16 protein-coding genes are annotated in these 20,838 nt (G+C 43.4%); 5 read left to right on the forward strand and 11 right to left on the reverse strand.

The features are described 5' to 3' along the window. Window positions 1-202: 202 nt before the first annotated feature. Complete coding sequence (locus ACH784_RS15205) at window positions 203-1,417, forward strand: type III PLP-dependent enzyme (RefSeq protein WP_404391608.1); 1,215 nt, start codon at window positions 203-205, stop codon at window positions 1,415-1,417. 403 nt (window positions 1,418-1,820) lie between these two features. Here the strand turns inward: ACH784_RS15205 and ACH784_RS15210 are convergent, their stop codons facing one another. After that, a complete protein-coding gene (locus ACH784_RS15210; protein WP_404391610.1) occupies window positions 1,821-3,566 on the reverse strand; it encodes a sensor histidine kinase in 1,746 nt (581 codons plus the stop codon). Next, entirely contained in the window at window positions 3,566-4,267 is a 702-nt protein-coding gene (locus ACH784_RS15215) for a response regulator transcription factor (RefSeq protein ID WP_404391612.1), read from the reverse strand. Before ACH784_RS15215 ends, ACH784_RS15210 begins: the two co-directional genes overlap by 1 nt. A gap of 162 nt (window positions 4,268-4,429) precedes the next feature. Between ACH784_RS15215 and ACH784_RS15220 the strand changes: the two genes are divergently transcribed. Further along, on the forward strand, window positions 4,430-6,553 hold the full coding sequence (locus ACH784_RS15220; protein ID WP_404391614.1) for a TonB-dependent receptor plug domain-containing protein: 2,124 nt from the start codon (window positions 4,430-4,432) through the stop codon (window positions 6,551-6,553). 86 nt (window positions 6,554-6,639) lie between these two features. Here ACH784_RS15220 and ACH784_RS15225 read toward each other — a convergent pair whose 3' ends face one another. From ACH784_RS15225 to ACH784_RS15265, 9 genes are all read right to left on the reverse strand, one after another. Then, the gene (locus ACH784_RS15225; protein WP_404391616.1) at window positions 6,640-8,325 is read right to left on the reverse strand and encodes a hemolysin D; all 1,686 of its coding nucleotides are present in this window, start codon (window positions 8,323-8,325) and stop codon (window positions 6,640-6,642) included. 191 nt (window positions 8,326-8,516) lie between these two features. Continuing rightward, on the reverse strand, window positions 8,517-9,488 hold the full coding sequence (locus tag ACH784_RS15230) for a phosphatidylinositol transfer protein (RefSeq protein ID WP_404391618.1): 972 nt from the start codon (window positions 9,486-9,488) through the stop codon (window positions 8,517-8,519). 153 nt (window positions 9,489-9,641) lie between these two features. Then, window positions 9,642-11,120: a cytochrome P450 gene (locus ACH784_RS15235; RefSeq protein WP_404391620.1), complete on the reverse strand. Its 1,479-nt coding sequence runs from the start codon at window positions 11,118-11,120 to the stop codon at window positions 9,642-9,644. A gap of 3 nt (window positions 11,121-11,123) precedes the next feature. Further along, window positions 11,124-11,753, reverse strand: coding sequence for a chorismate--pyruvate lyase family protein (locus ACH784_RS15240; RefSeq protein ID WP_404391622.1), 630 nt, complete (start codon window positions 11,751-11,753; stop codon window positions 11,124-11,126). Between the two features lie 23 nt (window positions 11,754-11,776). Next, a complete protein-coding gene (locus tag ACH784_RS15245) occupies window positions 11,777-13,324 on the reverse strand; it encodes an NAD(P)-binding domain-containing protein (protein ID WP_404391624.1) in 1,548 nt (515 codons plus the stop codon). An 85-nt stretch (window positions 13,325-13,409) separates the two neighbouring features. Then, complete coding sequence (locus ACH784_RS15250; RefSeq protein ID WP_404391626.1) at window positions 13,410-14,918, reverse strand: amino acid adenylation domain-containing protein; 1,509 nt, start codon at window positions 14,916-14,918, stop codon at window positions 13,410-13,412. Beyond that, window positions 14,915-16,057 carry an acyl-CoA dehydrogenase family protein gene (locus ACH784_RS15255; protein ID WP_404391628.1) on the reverse strand — a complete coding sequence of 381 codons (1,143 nt, stop codon included), beginning with the start codon at window positions 16,055-16,057 and terminating at the stop codon, window positions 14,915-14,917. The genes ACH784_RS15250 and ACH784_RS15255 overlap by 4 nt, the downstream gene beginning before the upstream one ends. Window positions 16,058-16,066: 9 nt before the next feature. Then, the gene (locus ACH784_RS15260) at window positions 16,067-17,287 is read right to left on the reverse strand and encodes an NAD(P)/FAD-dependent oxidoreductase (RefSeq protein WP_404391630.1); all 1,221 of its coding nucleotides are present in this window, start codon (window positions 17,285-17,287) and stop codon (window positions 16,067-16,069) included. Continuing rightward, window positions 17,287-18,360: an alpha/beta fold hydrolase gene (locus ACH784_RS15265; protein ID WP_404391632.1), complete on the reverse strand. Its 1,074-nt coding sequence runs from the start codon at window positions 18,358-18,360 to the stop codon at window positions 17,287-17,289. Before ACH784_RS15265 ends, ACH784_RS15260 begins: the two co-directional genes overlap by 1 nt. Before the next feature lie 232 nt (window positions 18,361-18,592). Here ACH784_RS15265 and ACH784_RS15270 point away from each other — a divergent pair, with 232 nt between their 5' ends. From ACH784_RS15270 to ACH784_RS15280, 3 genes are read left to right on the forward strand one after another with little or no spacing between them, the layout of a single operon-like run. Continuing rightward, the gene (locus ACH784_RS15270) at window positions 18,593-19,183 is read left to right on the forward strand and encodes a carboxymuconolactone decarboxylase family protein (protein ID WP_404391634.1); all 591 of its coding nucleotides are present in this window, start codon (window positions 18,593-18,595) and stop codon (window positions 19,181-19,183) included. Window positions 19,184-19,191: 8 nt separating this feature from the next. Beyond that, window positions 19,192-19,512, forward strand: a complete 321-nt coding sequence (locus ACH784_RS15275; RefSeq protein WP_404391636.1) for a 2Fe-2S iron-sulfur cluster-binding protein — start codon at window positions 19,192-19,194, stop codon at window positions 19,510-19,512. A 45-nt stretch (window positions 19,513-19,557) separates the two neighbouring features. After that, entirely contained in the window at window positions 19,558-20,814 is a 1,257-nt protein-coding gene (locus tag ACH784_RS15280) for an NAD(P)/FAD-dependent oxidoreductase (protein WP_404391638.1), read from the forward strand. Window positions 20,815-20,838 lie beyond the last annotated feature (24 nt).

Below are 20,838 nucleotides of genomic sequence, written 5' to 3' on the forward strand. Positions count from 1 at the left end.
AAAAATTATTCACCGTTTTTGCTTTAATTTTTGATTGTCGAAAATAAAACTTATGCCTATTATCTGCGCCATCTTGATGATAGCCAATCCGAGTACATCACAGCTGTTTTTGTGGCAAGGCGATGAGTAACTATCCAAGTGTTATTTATTTTTAACACTACACGTATCACACATTGAACGTGCCTTTTAAAGGGGATTTATAATGGCGCAAGCCCACAAGGTTTTAGACTTTCATTCTTATTCTAGCGGCTTACTGTCTAGCGATGAAACACGCTTAATTAAAAGCTCAGTAGCACAATATGGTGCGCCATTATTGCTATTAGACTGCGATGTTGTTCGCCGCCAATACCATGCTCTAAACGACGCATTGCCAAGTGTGACCTTACACTTTGCGTTAAAGCCATTACCTCATGAAGCAGTAGTGAGAACCTTACTGGCTGAGGGGGCATGCTTTGATTTGGCCACCAGCGGTGAAGTTGAGCTAGTCAAACAAGTTGGCGTACCAGCTGAGCGTACTATTCATACTCATCCGATCAAACGCGATAGCGATATTCGTGACGCGCTTGAATATGGCTGTACCGTGTTCGTTGTCGATAACCTGAATGAACTTGAGAAATTTAAGCCTTATAAAGACAAAGTTGAGCTATTAGTGCGCTTAAGCTTTCGAAACAAAGAGGCCTTTGCTGATTTATCGAAAAAATTCGGCTGCTCAGCAGAAGATGCATTAGAGATCATCGAAACAGCTAACCGTTGGAAAATTCGCATTAAAGGCTTGTCGTTCCATGTAGGTTCGCAAACCCTTAACCAACAAAAATATGTTGATGCCATTGAAGCCTGTAAAGTGTTAATGAACAAAGTCGTCGACTGTGGTTTACCGGCACTTAGCATGTTAGATATTGGCGGCGGTTTCCCGGTGAGCTACAACCGTCAGGTGATGCCTATAAAACTATTTTGCGTACCGATTAATGCCGCTTTAGCTGGTTTGCCAGACACAGTGCAGGTCATCGCAGAGCCTGGCCGTTTTATTGTTGCTGAAGCCATGGTGAGTGTTGCCTCTATTATGGGCCAAGCAAAACGTGAAGGACAAATGTGGTACTACCTAGACGATGGTATTTATGGCTCATTCAGCGGTTTAATATTTGATGACGCGCAGTACCCGTTAACGGCAATACGCTTGAGTGACAATTGGCGTACCAGCGCATTGCAAAGTAGCGTGTTAACAGGCCCGACGTGCGACAGTATCGATGTAGTTGCCGATAACATTATGCTACCCGCGTTAAGCAATGGCGATTTAATCGTCGGTAAAATGATGGGCGCTTATACCAGTGCCACAGCAACCGACTTTAACTTTTTTAAACGCGCACATACCGTGGTGTTAAACGATATGGTATTAGATAGTCCAAGATTAATTGTGTAGAGTGTGAACGCAAAGGGCCCTCATCTGAGGGCCCTTTTTTTATTAAAACAGTTTCGCTCAGCATGCTGCAATTTATTTAAACAACCCGACATAAAGTCGGTGCTAGCGTATTCCCGCTACGACCGAAATACTTCCCGGTAGCAGCGATTTCATATCGCGTTAAACGTTAGGAGAGATATCAAAACAACCCGACATAAAGTCGGTGCTACCGTATTCCCGCTACGACCGAAATACTTCTCGGTAGCAGCGATTTCATATCGCGTTAAACGTTAGGAGAGATATCAAAACAACCCGACATAAAGTCGGTGCTACCATGTTCACGCTATGACCGAAATACTTCCCAGTAGCAGTGATTTCATATCGCGTTAAAGTACTGATAAAAAAATCAACTAAAAATATGCAGTTAGGCATCAGTCATTTTAAATTTAAACCTTATATTCAAGGCCAAGCCCGGTGACACACGCTCTACACTCACTTCACCTTGCTGGGCATTGATCAGCTCTTTAACCAAAGCCAAACCAATCCCTGTACCTTGAGTAGCTCGAGTTAATTCATTACCGCCACGATAAAACAACTCAAATAGCTTTTCTTGCTGCTCTTCACTAATACCAAAACCATAATCACGTATTTGCAACTGAATAAATTCAGGCTGCTGTTTCGAATAATGAAAGTTAAAATCGATTTTTTGTCTCTCAACATCATTGATCTTGGCTTGATCAAAAAACTTCACCGCGTTGTCGGTAATATTGATCACCACCTGCGCAAAGGCATCTAGATCAACCCATAACAAAGCGCTTTCTGGCTGTTCAAAAGGCTGATTAATATTGAGAGCAAAGTCATTCTTTACCAATAAAGACGAGACTTTTGATTGAATAACATCATTTAAAATACTCAATTTAACCCAGTTTGGCTCAACATTATGGGCTGGCTGACTAAGCTTTGAGAGCTGAAGAATATTATCAATAAGGCGAGACAACCGCTCACTCTCACTAAAAATAAACTCATAGTAATCGCTGCGATGTTGCTCAGATAAAATTTGCCCTGACTTTAGCATTTCTGAATACATGCGAATGGATGTCAGTGGGGTTTTTAATTCATGACTCACCGACGAGACAAAGTTCAAACGCTGCTCGGCTAACTTTAACTGACGTTTACCCAAGGCATAAAAACCGTAACAACCAAGCGCAAGGGTAAGAAGCAAAACGCCCATCAACCCTAGTCCATACAAGGCCACGCGACTGGTACTAAACGCCTTAGTTGAAAAAGAAATGCAATATGATGGAAATGGCCAATGCAGATTGCTTTCTCTTAAATGCACTTGCGTCAATTTTGTCGATAAAGTGTCTTTTAATTGTACGTCCATGTCACCATTTTTCAGCATCCTCGAGACAATATATGCATCTGCCGCAATACCTTTTTTATCTTTGACTGTAAGCGCCAACAATTCATTCGGACGCTTATTAGTCATCACGTCCATGATGAGTCCGAGTAAATAACGCTGTTTGTCTAGCACATAGCCCTGCATTTTTACTTCATCACTGACTGTCACCACACGATAAAAAATGAAATAATCAGCTACATCTTCAATCACTTCATATTTTTCAGGTTGTACGATAAAGCCATTGTTAATTAGAGTTTTTATTTGCCCTGAACGCATTACCACATCGTATAAGCCACGTGCCATTTTGAGGCTTTCTTTTTGTGCCTCCCGTTCCGAGAAAACATCATCCGCTTCAATAACATCTGGCCACATCGGGCTATTAAAACGCCCTTGTGCATCTATCTGAAAGAAACCTACCAGACCTTCATAACGTTGATAGCTTTGTGGATCGGCAAGCGGCGAAATATGCCGTGTCACTTTTTTAGTTTCAGGGTTATAGGCGTATTGGTAATAATCAAACTCTGTCGAAGAAACCGAGTTAGTAATAATCGCCTGTTTAAATAGCCGTTTATTAATGATGTCGCTGAGCTTGGTTGCATGCTTTTGATATTTAGCAATTTGCTCTTGCTCGAATTGCTGAAACACAAACACACAAACCAAAGAAACCGGGATGAACAACAGTAAAAAAAAGCTCAGCGTGAAAATTCTCAGTCGTTTTAAACGCTGTTGATAATTAAGTAATGGAGATGGTTTTAAGAAGGCTTTCATCAACTAGCCTGCCCGAATAGTTGATACCCTTCCCCACGTAAAGTCACTAGATATTTTGGCGACTTGGGATCGGGCTCTATTTTCTTGCGTAACTTGGCAATATGAATATCAACCGTACGGGTATCTATGTGATCGGTTGATCTGTAACCCCACACTTCTCTTAACAATTCACAGCGTGAAACCGGTGCTTTTTGCTGGCTCAGATAGTTTAAGATCTCCACTTCACGACGGGTATAGCGTACCGTTTGATTGAACGATTGGCCTGTTAAGCTTTGAGTGCAGATCTCCACTTGATCACAAATAGTCAGTTTACTGTCTTCGGGGTTCCACCCTGAACGACGCACTAAGGCTTTAACTCTTAATACCAGCTCAGACGTCGAAAATGGTTTAGCCAAATAATCATCAGCGCCCAAAGTCAGGCCATTGATAATATCTTCTTCACTATTTTTAGCCGTCAGCATCAAAATCGCTTGGCTTTGCGAGTGTTGACGTAGTGCATTACAGATCTCAAAACCATTCATACTCGGCAGCATCACATCTAAAATCACACAGTGATAATGGCCTTGCAACGCGGTCTCTAAGCCTTGTTTGCCATCCATTTCACTGTCGACCTCAAAACCGTGGAAAATAAATAAGTCGGTCAAGCCGCGTAAAATGCTGGCTTCGTCTTCCACGATTAACAATTTAGGTTTGATGCTCATAGTTTGATACTCCTTTTTACACACGCGTTACCCTACCCCAGCCCTTACATTTTCTTAAGTAAACTTTTGTAAAAAAATCCTACTCAGAGTTTTACTTTTTGTGCCTATTTTACCTTGGCTCGGCCTCCTAATATGAACTCAAACGCCATTGAGGGAAATATCATGAAACGCCTTTTCACATCTCGTCTTTTAAAATTAAGTGTGGTTGCGACTGCATTGACTTTGTTTTTTAACAGCCAAGCAAGCTGTGCCAATGATGATGTAAGCAGCAACACAGCCGGTAATATTGATACCTACGACGAGAGTTTCTTCACGCCATTTTCACCACAAAACCTGCGCGATATCTTAGAAAAAATTCCAGGGGCCAATAACCTACTATTGGCCATGAATAACAACAATGAAACCCGCGGTTTTGGCTCGTCAGGTGAACAAATATTAATTAATCGACAACGCGTATCGGGTAAAGGCAATAGCATAAAAAGTGAGATTGATAACATTCAAGCCAAAGATGTTGACTATATTGAGCTGATCAGAGGATCGGTATCTGGTCTTGATGTACAAAGTAACGGTCTAATCATCAATGTTATGCTCAAAGACGACATCAGCACCGCTGTGCTATGGAATATTGGGGTTACAAAAACAGACTCTATGCAAGGTAAACCACTAGGCTCTTTAGTATTAAGTGGGGGTGAAGGCGATTTAACGTATCGATTTGGTTTTGAGAGGCAGCTTTACCCAACGAAAGTCAAAATCAATGAGCTGTTTAGCTCTGCTGACAATGAACCCACCAAACACTACAAGCGTGTGCGTAAAAATTGGTTTCGCGAAGATATATTCAGCAACAAGCTCAGTTACAAGCACGCCAACAACACCTCTATGACGCTAAACAGTATGTATAAAAAAATCTATCTAGATAGCGATTTTGACTCAACTTACATTCAACTTGACGATAACACCATAACAGCAGATGACCTGACATTTGATTGGGGAATGAGAGAATGGGAAATTGGCGGAGACATCAATCATAAAATTAACGATAAACACAGCTTAAAGCTGCTATTTATCGAAAACCGTAGCAAAGCCAACGATCAACTTTGGCAGACCATTATCAATGACGATGACAGCACCTCGGCGGGATACCAACTCCCTCGGCTATATAGAGAGTCAGAAAGCGTCGTGAGAGGCAGTTGGAAATACACACTCAACAAGCAACATAGCTTCGACTCAGGCGTTGAACTTGCCATTAATAAACTCGATGAAAATCTACAATTCATCGACAACCAAGATGGTATTTATCATTCAACCGAGCTAAACGGCATCAAAGAAACCCGCTATGAAGGTTTTAGCCATTATAACTATTCAATATCTCAAGCAACGAATCTACAGGCATCAATGGTTTACGAGTATTCAAAACTGGATGTCGCCACAGATTTTAGTTTGCAAACCGATACCTTTGAGCAAGCGACCAGTGGTTCAACCCGTTCATTTAATTACTTAAAACCACGTATTAACTTGCGCCATGATTTAAATGATGTCATTCAATTACGTACCAACTTAGAGCGAACGGTGAGCCAATTGAGATTAAATGACTTCGTACCTCGCTTTAACCGAGAAGAGCAGCGATTAGAAGAAACCAACCCAAACTTACGCCCAGAAGTCAGAGACGAGTTGTCTGTAAGTTTTGAGCGACAATGGCAAGCAACCTCCGGCAGCCTAACGCTGACCCCGTATTACCATAAGATCACTGATCTCATTGTTGAGATCCCATTAGTGAGCTACTCAGGTGAAGGCAATATCGACAGTGCCAAAGAATATGGTGTAGAACTTGAAACTGATTTTGGTTTAGACGTCATTGGCCTACCAAATACGATGATCAGTGCCAGTTATACTTGGCGAGACAGTAATATGCGTGATCCATTTACAGGTCAAGACAACAAAATAGCGAGACTTAGCGATAACGAATGGCAAGTAAAAATCAATCAGACAGGTCCTATCGAAAACCTTGATTGGAGCATGACACTGCAAGATAAAGGCACTTCGCCTTTTACTCGCTTCGACTATACCAGCACGTTAGAATACAAGTTGTGGGCAAGCATGGAAATAAACTATAAATTGCCATCAAACTTAAAATTAACACTCAAAGGCGATCGTTTGCTAAGCCGTAAAACCAGAAACATCAGAACTCGACACACCGGCTTATTTACTGAAAATGGTATTTCACAGTACGAAGACCGTCGCTTTGAACGCTCACCGCGCTTTACTTTATTGTTAAGTGGCCAGTTCTAACGGTCCCTTTCGTCTCAAAAAAGGCACGCTGTTGAATTCGTGCCTTTTGAAACCTACTAGATATCTTTTAAAAAAGGAGAGTAAAGTTATTCTAAAATCCACTTTGAGTGCTGTTTATCTGCACTGCCTGTAGAGGTTAATTGTGGACGCTGCTTATCTTGGTTATACCAAAAATACTGCTGCCAATAGGTATTTATAATATTCCATACGCCTCCTTGATAAACGAACTCGTACTCCGCTTGTTTTGGCGAGTCCCATAATTTGCCATACCCTGATGAAGACCCACTATAGCTAAAGAATAATGCTGGCGCTTGGCGACTTCGTAAATAGTAACGCCCCTCACTTGCGGGTACTTTTAACCACTCCACAGGATTATTCTGTACTGTAGTTAAGCGCTCATTATTATTTAAAGCAGATACCGACAGCGCCTTACCATCTACAGCAGACTTGATCACAACCGCTTTGCCACTGTCAGCTTGCTGCTTTGTCGGTTGCCAGTCGTTTGGTGGTGTTTGCCAAGTCAGTGACTTCCAGCGCCAGTTATATGGCATTCCCATATAATCATCGTACAGATCTGCGTATCCGGGTTCTGCTTCAATGTTATATAAGCACTGACGACGCTCAGCATCTAATTGCGCAACACGCTCAGCTTGATTGGTTGTGCCGACATTTAATTCTCCCATACAGGCTTCAAGTGTTTTGCCTGTTCCAGTTTCACCCGGGGCGAGTACATAAGTATGATCTCTATGTTGCTGGTTGTCATACCACGCAAGCATCGCTTGTTCATCAAACGACAACCAATTGTCGACCAAGGTTTGTGCTTCTTGCCTTGCATAAGCTTCGCGTGCACTTTTGTCTACGGCCATAGTACGGATAAATGCCGCCCATAGGTCTTTACTTGCTTCTAAGGCCACCAGCGCAACAGGCTTCATATTACTTGCAGAATATGAATTCCACCCTGAATCAAGGCGAGTATTTTCTTGCCAGATCACATCGCCACTGCTGAAGTCGAGCACATCTTTGGTGTCATGCGTGTGCTGCTCTGCACCTTCTGAACATAAATAAGCTTTTACTTGCCATACTTTTTCGTAGTTATCCGCTGGTAAACGTACTGTGTGCTCCGGGCTAAATGAGTCTTGGAATAAGTGCACCGCTCGACCAAACAAGAAGTAGTTATGATCCACTTCAGTTTTAGCTGAATAGCCTCCACCATCCCACACTTGAATACGCTTTTGCTCTGCCATTGCGGCATTAACAAAGTGTTCAATAAAGCGCTTTTGGCCTCGGTAAGCGGCATCTACACCACCTTGACCACCTATGTCATCATAACGGCGCATAAAGTGATCTTGTTGAAGATCGGCAGGTTCTTGCGAAATCGCACTAAAGCAGTTTGGCCCAGTCGGATCCGTACTGGCATTCGTCACATTAAACCCAGCAATGTCCACCCAGCGTTCGCCCACAATGGCTGCATAGATATCGTCATACTTAGGCTGGTAACTCGAATTGTTATTGCTTTTAGCTTGTATACGCTGCACTTCATCATACGCTGCAGTTAAGTCTGTGCGCTTCGCCAGCCCTTGCTGCCAGTGATATCGAGGATCATTGGGATCAGTTTGAATGATGTGCTCTTGGTCTAATAACTCCAGCGCCGCGGTACGTGTGAGCCATTCGTGACCCATTGGCATGATGCCACCGCCACCTAGTTGCGTGAATGCACTTGCTGACGTCGCACCTAGCAGTGCAAGACCAATACTCAGTTTTTTGATATTCATAATTTTCCTTATAGAACGGGCTTAATAAGCTTTTTACAGCTCATTTCCTTAAGCCAATAAAAATCATGCGCATAGTAGAGTTAAAACTTTAAAGTTACAACTATGTTAATAAAAGTTTAAAGAGAATAAGTGAAACTTTTGATAACAGCCCTAAGCGGTTGGGGGACTCAGGGCTGGAGAGAGTAAATAAATTACTGGCAATTCGCGTTCGGGAAGTTACTGACGTGAGTCGCAATATGATCGGCGTAACTGTTATTTAAAATCGGCGTTGTGCCGTAATGACCCGCATCTTTACCTATGGTAAAGCTTTGAGATGCACTCAACCCAGATTTGATAAATGCTTCAGCATCCGTTTTTGCATTGCCATAGGCACGCACAATTTTAATGCCATTCGCTTCAAGCTTATTAATCTGCTCTGTTTTGTACTCAGCAGTACGGAATAAGCTGGTTTCATTACTCAACGATGTGCGCAGATAACCTTGAGGCAAGCCCATCCAAGATAACCATTTACGTGTACCTTTGGCATACCAATAAACACGCGCGGTCAGATAAATAGGCTGATAACCTAAATCCAAATAGCTTCGCGCTAAGGTATAAGCTTCGTCCTTTGCATCAGCATAATCTATGCCTGTGTAATCACCAATTTGCTCGGCATCAGACTCTGTTAATGTGCCATCAATATCGAATAATACCGCTTCGGTATTTGGCTCTACGACCGTTAAGAAACCTTCTGTGCCTGTGCCATCAGCTGGCACGCCCGCGTAAATACGGTATTGTCCTGCAGACATGCCTGGTAAAGATAAAGTCGCTTTACCATCGCTGTTTGTGGTCGCTGTCGATACATATTGCCACTGTGCATCATTTTGACCACGAATATAAAACTTCACTGTTTCAAACTCTAAGTCTTTATGTGCCACACTGCCGTAATCAAACTTAGCAGTTACTGTAACGGGCTTACCTACCGCGACAATTTCATCATGGATCATATGAAAGCTTGGCAACCAAGTAATAAAACGATTTGACCAGTTTTTATATTTGCCGGTTTCAAAGCTGGGCGCTTCAAAACGCTGCTCCATCAAATGTGGTTGCGGGCACTGTGGTAGTGCAAAAGCCGAGGCAGCGCTCAGCAGTAGCGGGGCAAAAAGCCATTTATTATTGTTCATATTCTTTCCTTAAGTAAAAACATCAATTACTTAGAATAGAATAAAAACTCAAAGTTACAAAAATGTTAAATATAAAATAAAAACTTAACTTATATAAAAAAAGGCCGCGTACTTTTCAAGTACACGGCCTTTTATGTGTGCGTATAAAATGAATTAGGTGTTGCGCGATTTAGCCACGATTTCGACTTCTTCAGGCACTAAGAATACCCCTGAAATCGCTTTAAGATTGGCTTTCTTCCCTACAGGTAGACTAAATTCAAACTTATGCGCTAACTGAGCAAACAAGGTATGAATGATGTACTTACCAAAATGTTCACCCAAGCAGCGGCGCTGTCCTAAACCAAATGGGAAAGCCTTACCCAATTGCTTTTTGCTCAACTCGCCATCTTCATCTAAAAAGCGCTCAGGCATAAATTCATGCGGGTTTTCCCACAGCGTTTCATCACGGGTAATACTGTAATTATTAATCACCAATGGCGTGCCTTCGGCAAGAAAATAACCGTCTAATAGCGTGTCTTTGCTGGTTGCATAGTTTGCCGCTGGCATAGATGTAATTGAACAATGGCGCAATACCTCACTGATAAACGCCTGTGTATAAGGCAGATCCGCTTTGTGCTTATTCAATGGCACCGCGTTTTTACCCACCACTTCATCGAGTTCTTTTTGTACACGCTGCTGCTGTTTTGGAAAAGCGGCCAAGTATAACAAGGCCCAGCGCATGGCAAATGCACCAACACCGCCACCAGCTCCCGCGACTTGAGTCAGTGAACCGATGACAATTTCTTTTTCATCAATGTTTAAAGCAGCTTTCGTTTGCTCATCGACACTGTCATTTGCAGCAAACAAATAATCACATAAATCACGATACTCGCCCGGTTTATAATCGGCTTTACGACGGTCAACATTAAATGATACGTATTGATCAAGGGCGTTCAAGTTACCGCTAAACTTTTCAATCGCATCACCATACTGAGCGTAATATTTCTCTTGCAGCTCAGTAGGCATCAACTCGTAACGCGTGCTATTAATAAAGCCATTTGGTAACCAACTTAAGCTTTTCTCGTCAAACAGGCCTTTTTCAAACTCACCAAAGCGATCATCAAACATGACCTTATGTAAAAAGCTAGCAAGCTTAATTGACACTTCGCGATTAGGGTCAAATGGCTTGCCCTCATCGGCTTGCCATACAGCTGCGATATCCTCAATTTCAGTGGTCATCCATTGCTCAATGTTATCCCAGCGCGTAGCAAAATATTCGCGCATGGCATGGGCAAATACTTTACGGTGCACCTGCCAAGGCTCGCCAGCTTCTAACTCTAAAAAGTGCTTTTGTGGTGCCACTTGCAGAATTTTATAGTCGGCGCGTACATTAAACACATCATTCTGTGTGACCAATGCTTCTTTGATGTATTGATAGCCGTTTAATACCACCAAATTGCCCTTGGCTGTTTCAACCGAGTAGATATCTCCGTACTTCTTTGATAGAGACTCGATAATTAGGTGGTAATCCTCACCCCAAAAAAACAGCTGCCCGTCTTCGCTGTTAAATGGGATGTGAGGAATACTCGGAGTCAGTTTGTTAATGTCTAAATTGATGTGTGGTTGCGCCACGACGCTGTCTGTATTTTTCATTGCTCAAATTCCGCTGACTAAAGTTGGCGTTGCAGTGGTCGCTGCACTCGCTGTGAATTGCTCTGATTGCAGATACCAAACGAAAGGAAACTTTTCGGTGATCCGAAAGATCTTTTTGCCCTGAGAGAACACCAAATAGGTGCGATACAACACCAAATCATGGCTTGAAATCGCAAAGTGAGGTGCTAGCTCATTGGCATATTCAAATCCCCATGACAGCAAGGTTTTATAAGTTTCTACCTGAAACTTTTCCCAAGCTTTGCCGATGGGGATCTGAGAATGAGTCAGGGCGCGAGAAAAATTCACGTTCATGTTACCGTGATAAACCAAGGAGTCGGCGTATAGGTAAGGCAAGCCTGAGGTCTCGCCTTGCAATAAAATAACCCGCCTTTGGCAATGTGTTTCAGCTTGTTGTTCACTCGAGGTTGTGGCGATCGTGTCGCTATCAACATCGGCTTCAAACAATTTATTCACCACCAACTTTTCATCGACAATACTTTCGATTAATTGGGTTACTGTGCCATCTGTGCCTAAAATGATTTTTTGCAAATGGCTTAAACGACTTAAATTAAAGCGATGTGGTTGCAACCCATCATCTAAATTACACAAGCACTCATCGGTTAGTCGGATCATAACGTTTTCCCGTCCCTGAGCAGCTATTTACTAAGCTCACGTAAGCCATCAAGGCGCAGACGTGAGAGTAGTTTTTGAGTGATCAAAGCCAATTCAAAATGAATGATGCGTGGCCAAGAACTGATATTTGGAAAGCCTAATAAAAACGAGCGCGCTGTATGCGTCATTTTATTTGGGCCATCTAAACGGTATTGCGCTGCAAACTGCGGGTTATGCAAAAGCTTTACGCGCAACAATGGATCTTTAAACAAGCTAGGGATCTCAGGCATGCAGCCGACCAGCTTTGCCATAGAATCCATGTAATGGCAGTAGTTCACCAAAGACGCCACATGTGGGGTGATCTTATACTCCGTCTGCCAGTGCTCAGTGTCGTATTTAATGATATCTACCATTTCAGATAGCGGTGGTAATGATTTTTCGCCACAGGCCAGTTGTGATAAGTAACGACATTGCATTTCAGCAATAACTGGAATCCCCCCTTGTTGCGGGCGAACAAAACCGATAAACGACAGTGAGTCACCCATTTCAGGAATAAACATTTGTTTATACAAATCACGCATATTGCTGATGCTGACATCTAAAAATGGGAAGCTCAGTTGATAACCGGTGCAAAATACCACGGCATCAATTTCTTCACGCGTGCCATCTTGAAACACCACGGCGTTTTTTTCAAAACGCACAATGCCACCAATGTTAGGCACTACTTTGCCATCGGCGATTGGCCTGAATAGTCGCTCATTTTTAGTGACGGCCTGATGGTGAGAAGGGCCAGATTTTTTCAGCCACTCACCTCTGATCCGCACATGATCGTTCCGGCTATTCACATACTTATTGAAAATGCCTTTGGTGATCCCACCATGATAACGATGTGGTAATTTGTTCACGATGCGTGATGTTAACCAGCTGGTATCTATGGTGAAGTAAGGATCTTCTTGGAACGCCATATAGCGTGGTGCCACCGCTGGGTAACGGCGCAGCGATAAGATACATTTACTCGCAACTTCTGAAATCTCAGAAGTAATGTCGGCACTACTTTCACCCAAACCGACACATAACACACGTTTACCCGCATATTTGTGCTTGTCACGGTAATCATTCGAGTGTTCAATTTCGCCCTCGAACATATCTAAACCAGCAAGCTCAGGCAGCTTTGGCTTTTGGAAATGACCCGAGCAAACGGCAACCATGTCAAAGGTGTCAGTTTGTTCAGCCATGCCATGTTTTGTTGTGACCTGCCATTTACCCGCTTGCTTTTCTACCTTTCGTACTTCGTGATCGTAATGAATGTATTGACCTAATTCGAAGCGGGCAAGATATTCGCCTAAGTAGTTAACGTATTCTTTTTTAGACCAGAACTTCAGCTTTTGCTGACTCGGCACATAATCTGAATACGCCATAAAATAATTAGAAATGGTTAGGTGCAAATCTTCATAGATTTTTTTATCGGCAAATACACCACCAAAGCTTTCTGCTTTTTCAAAACAGACGACCTCATGGCCCCCGTCTGTAAGCTGTTTGATGGCGGCAATGCCTGATAAACCAGCACCGATGACTGCGATTTTTTTTCTCATTTTTCATTCCTTGTTTAACTAGGAGGTGTTTGCCGGAGCAAACGTGTTACGCCTAGCTCATCGTGATCTGGGTGTTATTTTCAGATCACGATTGAGCAGACAACCCAGATAAGCATTGACGCGATAATTTTCCGTTGCGATTACGAGGCAGTGCATCGTGCACTATCACCTGCTCTGGCAACATGTATTTAGGTAAACGTTTGGCACAGTGAATTTTTAGCGTTAATAAAGACGGCGCATCGCCCTCAACGGCAATATGCGCATGGAGTGTTTTTTGGCTGCTGAGCTCAACTAAACACTCTTTCACTGCTGGGTGCTGGTAAATAGCGCGTTCAACTTCACCAAGATGAACTCGATAACCATTCACTTTCACCATATGATCTTGGCGACCGACATACATCAACTCTCCCAACTCATTGAAATAGCCGATATCACCTGTGTTATAAGCTTCTGATTGCAGATTTGCGCGCCCCCAATAACCGCTGAAAACAGTCGGGCCAATTACAGTAACAAAGCCTTGCTCGCCCACAGGCAGTGCTTTACCTTGTTCATCACAAATTGATAGCAAAGCATTGCTGGCTGGGTAACCTATAGGCAGCTTGTCTGGTACTATCCGAGGGACTTTGTAGTAACTACAGACATTGGTTTCAGTCGGGCCATAAAAGTTGTAAAGCTCTGCATTGGGAAACGCTTCACGAAGTTGTTTCAGCGGTTTAATCGCAAAAGCTTCACCGGCAAAAATAATGGCTCTCAGCTGCTGGCAACGCTCCGTAAAGTCCGCCTCAGCTTCTAGCATCATCACCAATGCGGTCGGCACTGAATACCAAATACTGATCTGCTTTTGGGCGACAAATGACACTAATTTTTGTGCCACATAGCTGTCGATTTCAGATACCAAATGAACACTTGCACCTGATAACAAAGCCACATAAATATCCAGCACTGATAAATCAAAATGCCAAGGGGCATGATTGGCAAAACGATCTTGCACTGTTGCATTGAGTTTATTCGCGGACCACTCAATAAAGGCAAGAGCATTTTCATGACTGATTTTGACCCCTTTTGGTACGCCAGTTGAGCCAGATGTGTACAGCATATAAGCCAGATCTGTGCTTTTACCCTGCTTTGGTAAGTTAAGCTGGCTTGGTTGCTGAGCAGTAATATGTTGCCACGTGTGTACATGCAATACTGAGCTTATTAGCGCATCTTCGTCTAATACCACAAAGTCGCATAAAGCATTATCACCGCGCTGATATTGACTAAACTTAGCTTTATTGGTGATCAATACCTTCATGTCGCAGTCTTGACGAATAATATCCACACGCACTTTCGGATTCATTGGATCGATTGGTACATAAACGGCATTGAGTTTACTCACCGCCAACATACCAGCCAGTGCTCGACATGACTTATCACACCAAAGCCCTACTCTGTCACCCGCTTTAACGCCGATTTTTTGCAGCAGTACTGCAATTTGAGTCGCCCTAAGTTGTAATTCACCATAACTATACGACTCTGTGCTATCGCTCACCGCCAGGGCTTGCTCACCAGCGCGCACTAAGCCTTGAGTTAATACTTGATTGAGCAACTTCATAGTAGGCCCAACCTATTGCAGATGAGTTCTCGTTGTATATCAGACGTACCTGAGAACAACACCGACCCTAGAGCATCACGAATGCTGCTATCTATGCCGCTTTCTTGTAAGTAACCGGCCGCGCCATGAATACGAATGGCGTCAATACCCGATTGCACAAACGCCTCGCTGATGGCTAATTTACTTGATGCCACTGCTTTCGTGTTATCAACATCTTGCGACTTTTGCCAAGCCGCGAAATACAGTAGTAAGCGCGCACTTTGTAAACGTACTTCCATATCAGCAATACGATGTGACACTGCCTGAAATTTGCTGATGGTTTTATCGCCCTGCTTGCGGGTATTCGCAAACTCAATGCAGCGCTCTAAATCGTTCTGCATCACACCAACGAACAACGCAAATAAGCAACAGCGCTCCCAATCCATAGAGGCGGCAAAAATACGTGCGCCTTGCCCTTCACTGCCCAGTACATAGTCCTTATGCACTTTTACCTCGTCAAAAAACACTTGGTTGAGCTGCGCCGAATCTAGCCCTAACTTTTTGTAGCTTTTTCCTACTTCAATGCCAGGTAAATCAGCAGGCACAACAAAGGCCGTTTGTCCTAAGTAGCCAAACTTAGGGTTGGTGGTCGCATAGAGAACAAAGTAGTCGGCCACACTGCCATTAGTCACATAAGACTTAGCGCCATTGATGATGTAGTAGTCACCCTCTCTGGTTGCCTTGGTGGTTAATTTGCCTATATCTGAGCCTGCTTCAGCTTCAGAAATGGCATTTGCCGCAATTTTCTCACCACTGGTTAGTGCAGGTAATAATTCATGTTTAAGTGTTTCACTGCCATGTTCATAAATCGGCATAACGCAAGCAAAGGTGTGTGCAGCACCGGCAAATAAAATGCCGGTATCTGCACAACCTTGACCAAGACCCTCTAAAATTTTAACTGTGGTTAAAATGTCAAAACCACTGCCACAAGGCGAGTAGCGGCTATCTACGGGTAAACCGTAATAGCCAAACTCACCCAGTGATCGCCAAGCTTCCATTGGAAACTCGCCTGCAGAGATCTTCGAAAAGTCGAGATCTCGTGCAAAGCTCAAGGCGTGCTCATGTAATGCGAGCTGATCCTCATTCCACGCAAAGTTCATGATCTATCCTCAACCAGCCATTTGTTTGCGGTCGTATTCTTCAATGGCATTTCTAAAGATGGTCGGGGCTTTCCATCCTTCACAATCAAAGCAACAGCCACCTAATAAACGGATGACTTCATCTCGTAAATCAGGGTTTTGCATTTGATAGCCAAAGAAAATTGGGTAGATCCAGAAGTAACGAATAAGATCTGCAGCAATTTGCTGACCGCCATTACTCCAATCGCGGTATTCGTAGAAAGGCGTTTTCCAATCGTTACCATCGATGGCACGTTTAATGGCATCGGCAGCTTTAATGCCCTCTTTCATGGCGAATGACACGCCATAAGAGAAAATTGGATCTAAGAATCGATGCGCGTCACCGATACATAACCAACCATCACCTACAAACGGTTCAATACGGTAAGAGAAGTCTGCCATAGATTGCGACTCACCTACGCGCTCTGCGTTTTTGAAACGGCGTCTGATCTCAGGGCTGATATGCTCCATACCCCATTCGATGGCATCATCTGGGTTTTTACATTCTTTGTAGTACAAGTCTTTCGGGATCACTATACCTAGACTATCTGTGTCTGGCGAGATTGGAATGATCCACGACCAGTGATACTGCTTTGAATATAAAATGGTGGTATTTGTTGAGAAAGGCGGTAAGTCACGCTCAACATTTTTATAATGTGCAAAAGAAGCAATTTGTTGTGAAAAGAACTCAATTTCACGTTTTCCTGCAATGCCCTTACGCGATAAAAAGGTATTTTGACCACTGGCATCTACCAGTACCTTTGAGCGTACTTGATACTCAACGCCATCGGCTTTATAAATCGCGCCAACCACTTTTTCTTCATGCTTGATCACGTCTTTAACTAAGCCTTGCTGATATTCAACGCCATGCTCTAGGGCTTTTCGCTTTAACATGTTGTCGAAGCCGCTACGGCGTACCTGCCAAGTCGGCGCTAAGATAGGGATAAAGAACTCATTCTTTGACAGTGAACCAATCACGTTCACACCCGGTTTATCTGGGAAACCTGCGGCATCCATTTCATCAGCCAAACCAAGATCGCGAATGATCTGCCCTGCGTTACCAGTTAGTGATTCGCCAATGTGAAAACGCGGAAACTCATCTTTTTCAATACATAAAACCGATAAGCCTTTTTTGCGACACTCTATGCCGCATAAGCTGCCTGCTGGGCCACTGCCAATAATAACGACGTCGTAACTTTTAAACTGATCCATTACATTGCTTCCCTTTTTAAGAAATCTTCCACTACCCAAACAAACTCTTCTGGGCGTTCAGAAGCCGAGAAGTGACCACAGCGAGAAAGGCGAGTAACACTGGCGTTATCAAGTAACTCAGCGGCTTTTTCACTCCATTCTGGTGGAATAATTTGGTCGTGATTACCTGCAACAAATAAAGTGGGTACCATCACCCCATCAAAGGTTTTCGCAATAGACTGACGCGCATAGTCATCTAAGAAGCTGTGATAGGCAGGGCGAGACAGCACATCATCAAGTAATGACTCTAAGGCTGGCGTCATCTTTGGTGGGTGGTAATAAGCGGCTGCTAAGAATTGCTCTGGGTTTGACGACATTTTCTTTAAATCGCCCCACCAGTTTTCGACGTCTTCAACTAAACCAAAGCCACTACAAACCAGGGCTTTTACTTTCTCAGGGAAACGACGGGCAATCTCAGTTGCGATCATGCTGCCTGCAGAGTTTGCCACCAGCACCCATTCTTGCTCTTCAAGCGTTGCAAGGTATTGCAATGTAAACTCAACATGATCAACATAAGATGGCGCTTCATTGGCACTTTGGCTCAAGCCAAAACCCGCTAAATCAAGCGCCACGGCATTGTGACGACCTTGTACTGAACGCAGCGTTGAAGACCAAGATGTTGAAGGGTTGCCAAGTGCAGGCAGTAAAATCCATAAAGGGCCATCGCCTTTAACTCGTAATACGTGCTGCTTAAAGCCTTCACCTGCATCCACCAGCTCACTCTGAATGCCATAGCTTTCTTGTAATTTCACAAGGCGCTCTAGCTCAGATACCGATTGCTCAGCCTGCATCTCATCTTTTGCGCTTAAGGTGTTAATAAGCGCTGCTAGTGTTTCTATATTCTCAAAATGCACAGGGGTAATATCGTGCTCAGGGATCTTGGCACCATAGCGCTGATCTACATGCGCAAGTAATCTCACCATCGACAGTGAATTTAAAATACCTAGCTCTAAAAGCGGTGTGTGCTGATCTAAATCAGGTGCCGCACCTTCAAGTAATTCGTTGTTTATAAAGTCGATTAGTTCTTCAATCATGCTAGTTTCCTGTCTAGTCTTTGCAAATCCTTCAACCACGACTTATTTGCTTTGAATAGTAAGCGATGCCGCGAATGTTCGGGTTCAGTTTGAATCTATTAAAAACCTTACAGGGAATGTTGATATAGCCATATAGCCCCTGTGGACTATGGCCTTGGTCCGTTGGGACTATAGGAATGTTCTACGCTTAGCTATACCTTGATGGCTCGCTATCACAGTTAGGAAGACTGCAATGCAGCAAACTAAAAATCACTTAGTCAGCCCGGTTAGTCGTGCTGATATTCCTGAGTTAGAGCCCATTTTGCAGGGCATTGAGAACAATCTAGGGTTTATTCCAAACGGCATTTTGACCATGGCTAAAAACCCTATGCTAGCTAAAGCATTTGGGCAGTTGTTTGGGTGCTTAAACCAATTTGAACACATCAGCACAGAACTAAAATGGGCGATTGCCACCATTAGTTCTAATGCTGCGGGGTGCCAATATTGTCAGGGGCATTTCTCGCATATCGCTAGTCGCGTGAATGTGAATCGTGCCAAGGTGTTGGCCGCATTTGAATTTGAAAGCAGCATTTTATATGACGATGCTGAACGCGCAGCACTTCGCTTTGCATTTGCTGCAAGCACCTCGCCTGCTCACCTAGAAAAGCACCATTATGACGACTTAGGTAAACACTTTAGTGAAGCGGCGGTCATTGAGATCTCAGCGGTCATCGCCATTTGTGGCTTTTTAAACCGCTGGAATACCACCATGGACAGTCAACTAGAGGCCGATCCGGCGGCTATCTTGGCTGAAATTAATCAACTTAGCCGTTTTTCTATGTAGGAGCTGTTATGCCTGATATTACTTTTATTGATTTTAGCGGCAATGAAACCACCATAGATGTGCCAGCAGGGACTTCTTTAATGCAAGCTGCGATGGAAAACATGATCGACGGCATTGAAGCTGAGTGCGGTGGTTCGGGCAGTTGTGCAACCTGTCATTGTTATTTAACAGACGACTGGCACGGCAAGGTAAGTGAACCCAGTAGCAGTGAAGCAGACATGCTAGAAATGGTCTCAGAGCCGACTGAGTTAAGTCGTCTAAGTTGCCAGGTTTTAGTGTCTGATGAGCACCATGGCTTGCAAGTGAGATTACCAGAATCTCAATACTAGATTTGGATAATCTGAGCTTTAGCCACAAATTTAAGGAATAACATCATGGCAAGATGCATCATCATTGGCGGCGGACATGCCGGCGCGCAAGCGTGTATTAGTTTAAGGAAAGAAGGCTGGACTGACGAAATCGTTTTGATCAGTGATGAACACAGCTTGCCCTATCATCGCCCACCGCTTTCTAAAAATTATTTATTGGGTCAGGTAGATGAAAAAGGCTTATTAATAAGACCTGAGCAAGCCTACCAAAAAGATAACATCACCCTAAAATTACGCACTCGAGTGGCAAGAATAGAGCCCGCTTTACAAAGTGTGGTACTGCAAAATGGTGAGCGTCTAAGCTATGAACACTTGCTACTGTGCACGGGCAGTCGGGCGCGTAAAATCACTTGTTCAGGCAGTGAATTAAATAATGTTTTTTATATAAAAACCCTGAAAGACATTGAACAATTAGCTGCACAATTAAACACAGATAAACAGCGTATTGTGATGGTTGGAGGCGGCTACATTGGTTTAGAAACCGCTGCTGTACTCAATAAAATGGGCCATCAAATAACACTACTAGAGCAAGCGCCGAGATTGCTTGCTCGCGTTACCGCGCCGTTTATTTCTGAGTTTTATCAGCAGCTTCACCAACAACATGGCGTAGAAATACATACCAACACACAAGTTTTAGCATTCACCGGTGAGCAAACCGTGACTGGGGTGCGTTGTAAAACACTTACCCAATTAGACGCTCCTGAGCAGTATTTTAATGCTGATTTAGTCATTGTTGGTATCGGCGCCGAAATTAACACTGAGCTTGCTGAACAAGCAGGATTACTGGTGGAGCAAAATGGCATTGTGGTTAATGAATTATGCCAAACCACAGATAAAAATATTTATGCTGCAGGCGATTGCACCATAGGTATTGAGCATCACAGTGGTACCGCGACACGTATTGAATCTGTGCCAAATGCCTTAGCACAAGCAAAAACCGCTGCTGCGACTATATGTGGTAAACACCAAGCAGTGACGTCAGTGCCTTGGTTTTGGTCTGATCAATACGACTGTAAAATTCAGATCGCAGGCTTAAATCATGGCTATGACAACACCGTATTACGTCAACATTCAGCAAGCAGTTTTTCATTGTGGTATTTAAAACAAGGCCGCATCATCGCAGCAGATTGCATTAACACGGCAAAAGATTTTATGGCCGCAAAAAAGATCATAGATCAAAAAATCTCTCTGCCTATCGACATGATAGGCAATACCGATATTGATTTGATAAAACAGCTATCAGGTCGCTCTCAAGCTATTTAAGTTCCACAGCTTTTAAATCAACAT

This window comes from Pseudoalteromonas phenolica (assembly GCF_044788725.1).
In the GTDB taxonomy this organism is placed as follows: domain Bacteria; phylum Pseudomonadota; class Gammaproteobacteria; order Enterobacterales; family Alteromonadaceae; genus Pseudoalteromonas; species Pseudoalteromonas phenolica_C.

Excerpts from the sequence above, each read along its gene's own strand:
- ACH784_RS15250 (WP_404391626.1), bottom strand. The coding sequence starts at position 14,918 with ATGAAGTTGCTCAATCAAGTATTAACTCAAGGCTTAGTGCGCGCTGGT.
- ACH784_RS15245 (WP_404391624.1), bottom strand. The coding sequence starts at position 13,324 with ATGAGAAAAAAAATCGCAGTCATCGGTGCTGGTTTATCAGGCATTGCC.
- ACH784_RS15235 (WP_404391620.1), bottom strand. The coding sequence starts at position 11,120 with ATGAAAAATACAGACAGCGTCGTGGCGCAACCACACATCAATTTAGAC.
- ACH784_RS15265 (WP_404391632.1), bottom strand. The coding sequence starts at position 18,360 with ATGATTGAAGAACTAATCGACTTTATAAACAACGAATTACTTGAAGGT.
- ACH784_RS15280 (WP_404391638.1), top strand. The coding sequence starts at position 19,558 with ATGGCAAGATGCATCATCATTGGCGGCGGACATGCCGGCGCGCAAGCG.
- ACH784_RS15230 (WP_404391618.1), bottom strand. The coding sequence starts at position 9,488 with ATGAACAATAATAAATGGCTTTTTGCCCCGCTACTGCTGAGCGCTGCC.
- ACH784_RS15260 (WP_404391630.1), bottom strand. The coding sequence starts at position 17,287 with ATGGATCAGTTTAAAAGTTACGACGTCGTTATTATTGGCAGTGGCCCA.
- ACH784_RS15270 (WP_404391634.1), top strand. The coding sequence starts at position 18,593 with ATGCAGCAAACTAAAAATCACTTAGTCAGCCCGGTTAGTCGTGCTGAT.
- ACH784_RS15205 (WP_404391608.1), top strand. The coding sequence starts at position 203 with ATGGCGCAAGCCCACAAGGTTTTAGACTTTCATTCTTATTCTAGCGGC.
- ACH784_RS15240 (WP_404391622.1), bottom strand. The coding sequence starts at position 11,753 with ATGATCCGACTAACCGATGAGTGCTTGTGTAATTTAGATGATGGGTTG.
- ACH784_RS15225 (WP_404391616.1), bottom strand. The coding sequence starts at position 8,325 with ATGAATATCAAAAAACTGAGTATTGGTCTTGCACTGCTAGGTGCGACG.
- ACH784_RS15220 (WP_404391614.1), top strand. The coding sequence starts at position 4,430 with ATGAAACGCCTTTTCACATCTCGTCTTTTAAAATTAAGTGTGGTTGCG.
- ACH784_RS15210 (WP_404391610.1), bottom strand. The coding sequence starts at position 3,566 with ATGAAAGCCTTCTTAAAACCATCTCCATTACTTAATTATCAACAGCGT.
- ACH784_RS15275 (WP_404391636.1), top strand. The coding sequence starts at position 19,192 with ATGCCTGATATTACTTTTATTGATTTTAGCGGCAATGAAACCACCATA.
- ACH784_RS15255 (WP_404391628.1), bottom strand. The coding sequence starts at position 16,057 with ATGAACTTTGCGTGGAATGAGGATCAGCTCGCATTACATGAGCACGCC.
- ACH784_RS15215 (WP_404391612.1), bottom strand. The coding sequence starts at position 4,267 with ATGAGCATCAAACCTAAATTGTTAATCGTGGAAGACGAAGCCAGCATT.